A 2976-nucleotide genomic window follows, 5' to 3' on the forward strand; every position below is an offset into this window, starting at 1 on the left:
GCTATTCCTTAGCGCGTTTATTATTAGAATGGTAGTTATGACTCTTTATACACGAATTCGGTTAGTTATAGCATGCCGCTGTGTGAAGGGCAAGAAAAAGATAGGCGCTGTCAGTTAGCAGTCATTCATGGGGCAACGCTTTTACCGGCATTGCATAATCTAAATGACCAAAAGCAAATAGAATTAATCTTAAAAACGCAATGATTCGCTCACAAAACGTTATACACTTCTATTAACTACATAATATAAAACCATAATATAATACAACACGGTACAAAACCCAGACCACAACTGACCATTAAAGGCAGGTGGCTGGAGCAGATAGGGGGTTATGTCGGCTACCCTGTTATCGTTAAGATTGAACAGGGCAAGTTGATTGTTGAACTTGCGATGCAGCTCTAGAAAGTGAATAACATGATCCCATTTTTAGGCTGGGATCATGTTATTAATGGTTAATTAATTCAAATAGTTGTGTCCTTAAAAAATATAACCTATCATTTTCATCTATCAATGGTTTTCTATCCTCATAAAGCACAATGTCATTAAAAGAGCCCATGCCACCATAAAGCTTTGATAGCTCGCTTTTTATAAACTCAGGATCAGACTCTATTTCCTTACTAAATTTTATAAAGCTGCTTCCCCAATCAGGATAGTTACCTTTTATTAATAATGTCGATATCTCAACAAGGATCTCTTTTATCTTTTCAATATTATTAATCATTTTAATGGTTTAACCTCTATGATCTCTATTCCCTTTATTGTCCATGACTTAGGGACAACTATTTGCTGTGTTCCACCGACATAAATTCCATTCTGAGAGCCAACTTCACCAACGTAAACTTTTGTACCTGCGGGGATCTTTATAGCTATTGATGAATCAATAGGTGAAGTACCTCCACCAGGCCATTGTGGTAAGACCGCTTTATCTATGCGTGTTTGTAAAACACCTTGAGGGGATTCCACACTAAAAAATTGACCAAATGGCTTATCTGCTGTACCTGCTCTATATAGGATAGTGTCTTGTTGTAATACAACTTCTTTATACTTGCCGCCAGTAAAAGTCCCTGCTAAATCATCCGTTAGCGGGACTGGTTTTATTGCCGTATACTCACCGAGTATTTTTCCTTGTAAAGACCCTGCCGTCCCCCTTCCAGCATTAAATTCCTTTAGTTCAATCACATTCTTCTGATTTAAGCTGATTTTGTCAATGGATATTGTCACTTCCGTCGGTTTGATTGTCTGTCCGACTTTTACGGCGGTTGTTGTGTCCAGTTTAATCACATTTTCGGTTTGGGTTGCCATTTTGACTACTGATGAGGATTTAGTGATTAAACCAATATCAATCAGTGTATAGGCGATTTCACCATAACCTTTAGCTACTAATCCTGACCATTCTATCAACTCGCCACCGTGGGTCGGAGTTACCTCGTTACTCCACATTGAACGCGCGCCAGCCTGGATATTATCTAATGCCACAAAGCCAATTGCCGCCGCTAATGGCGCCCCGACACCCACTCGACCAATTGCCGCTGCAACGTAAAGATTCATGATACCACTGGCAACCTGTGCTGCACCGGTTATTCTCGGTAGATTCTCCAGCACCGTTTCTTTAATCTCGTCACCGTAAAGGTAATTATCTAGTATTTATGCTAAATCAACCACAGACAAAGCACCAGCGCTACAACTGACCATTAAAGGCAGGTGACAGTAAGCTTTTAGCTTTACCACCGAGCAGCTGGTAATCATTAATGCTCAACAGGGAGTGTTAGTGATTCGGATTGAAGGACGCAACTAAAAAGAAAAAAGATTCCCAGTTTGAATCTGGGATCTTAGTTTTCAGATGTTGATTAATTCACCAGAATAATCAAATGCCATATTTTTTATATAATGTCGAGTATCAGTATTTACTAAATGTCTTAAATACTCATAAAAAGTTTTATTTGTTTCTTGTATAGTTTCTTCATTTTCATCATAATGATAAACCAAATCTGGATTAACTGAATCAGTTAATAAGAAAAAATACTGAGTTTCAGATTCAATTGATATTAAAAAGGGTTTTTTATCGCAATATTCAAATTGTTGGATATTTCTGAGATCATCCCATAGTCCATATTGTGATAGAAAATGAGACCTTACTGTTTTCTGTTCTCTATAGAAAATAAGAGGATCATCACCAAAAAATCCTCCACTACACCGTCCCATACTTAATAAAAAATCATATAATTGCCCTGTAATCTTTATATTATAAAGCCGTGCTATTTTTGCTATTTCATAATCTGAATAACCTTTTATATAGCTGATATCAATAGGTAATTCAGGATATACTGAATGTAAATAATTTATTAACTCTTGATTAATCATGGTTTTTTCCCTGTTGAACCTTGGTATATATGTATATTAGCATTTTCCCCCATTTCTTCAGCAAATTTAACACCTGAACCATTACATCCATTGCACATACCAGGTTTTATTTTTGAAGTATTTTCAACAGATATCTTTATGTCCACTTTTTGCCCTGCATAGTTATCTTTAATATAACTAAATAATTTATGTTCTGCATGATTAAAGTTAGTTTGTGTTGCTGATGACGGATAATTGCGTACACTGTTAGAATCTTCTACAATGACTTTATAATTTACACCATTAATATTAACAGAAGTTGGCATATTACCTTTCCAGGATTTTCCACTAACAGCCAAAACATATTCAGTTTTACCATTTACAGTAATTGAACCTGTTGCCACAGAAATTCCTTCCACATCACCTTTTTTTACATAATTTGCCAAATAACTTCTTATTATAGATGTATTTAAAGCAGGATCCTCAATTTTTGATATATCACTAACTTTGTAATTTGGCAAAACATCATTACCTTTTACAGCATTCGTCCCCTTTCCAACATTAAATTCCTTTAGCTCAATCACATTCTTCTGATTTAAGCTGATTTTGTCAATGGATATTGTCACTTCGGTTGGT

Annotated in this window: 6 protein-coding genes; 2 read left to right on the top strand and 4 right to left on the bottom strand. The window is 35.9% G+C overall.

Annotation, left to right across the window (positions count from 1 at the left end; all coding sequences use genetic code 11):
* Positions 1-72 precede the first annotated feature (72 nt).
* On the top strand, positions 73-204 hold the full coding sequence (locus JMI89_RS11955; RefSeq protein WP_255562901.1) for a hypothetical protein: 132 nt from the start codon (positions 73-75) through the stop codon (positions 202-204).
* Positions 205-261: 57 nt separating this feature from the next.
* A complete protein-coding gene (locus JMI89_RS12175) occupies positions 262-402 on the top strand; it encodes a SymE family type I addiction module toxin (protein WP_370633748.1) in 141 nt (46 codons plus the stop codon).
* 43 nt (positions 403-445) lie between these two features.
* On the opposite strand, the gene JMI89_RS11585 is transcribed toward JMI89_RS12175, so the two are convergent.
* From JMI89_RS11585 to JMI89_RS11600, 4 genes are all read right to left on the bottom strand, one after another.
* Positions 446-721 (bottom strand): hypothetical protein, encoded by a 276-nt coding sequence (locus JMI89_RS11585; protein WP_220680153.1) that lies wholly within the window; start codon positions 719-721, stop codon positions 446-448.
* Entirely contained in the window at positions 718-1602 is an 885-nt protein-coding gene (locus tag JMI89_RS11590; protein ID WP_220680154.1) for a hypothetical protein, read from the bottom strand. The genes JMI89_RS11585 and JMI89_RS11590 overlap by 4 nt, the downstream gene beginning before the upstream one ends.
* A 234-nt stretch (positions 1603-1836) precedes the next feature.
* Positions 1837-2361: a hypothetical protein gene (locus JMI89_RS11595; RefSeq protein WP_220680155.1), complete on the bottom strand. Its 525-nt coding sequence runs from the start codon at positions 2359-2361 to the stop codon at positions 1837-1839.
* On the bottom strand, positions 2358-2976 hold a 619-nt coding region (locus JMI89_RS11600), incomplete at its 5' end, for a hypothetical protein (RefSeq protein WP_220680156.1). The genes JMI89_RS11595 and JMI89_RS11600, both read right to left, overlap by 4 nt.

The organism is Frischella sp. Ac48 (genome assembly GCF_019641635.1).
GTDB classification, from domain to species: domain Bacteria; phylum Pseudomonadota; class Gammaproteobacteria; order Enterobacterales; family Orbaceae; genus Frischella; species Frischella japonica.

Bases quoted from the DNA above. Each gene is read 5' to 3' on its own strand.
- JMI89_RS11585 (WP_220680153.1), bottom strand. From the start codon at position 721: ATGATTAATAATATTGAAAAGATAAAAGAGATCCTTGTTGAGATATCG.
- JMI89_RS11955 (WP_255562901.1), top strand. From the start codon at position 73: ATGCCGCTGTGTGAAGGGCAAGAAAAAGATAGGCGCTGTCAGTTAGCA.
- JMI89_RS11595 (WP_220680155.1), bottom strand. From the start codon at position 2,361: ATGATTAATCAAGAGTTAATAAATTATTTACATTCAGTATATCCTGAA.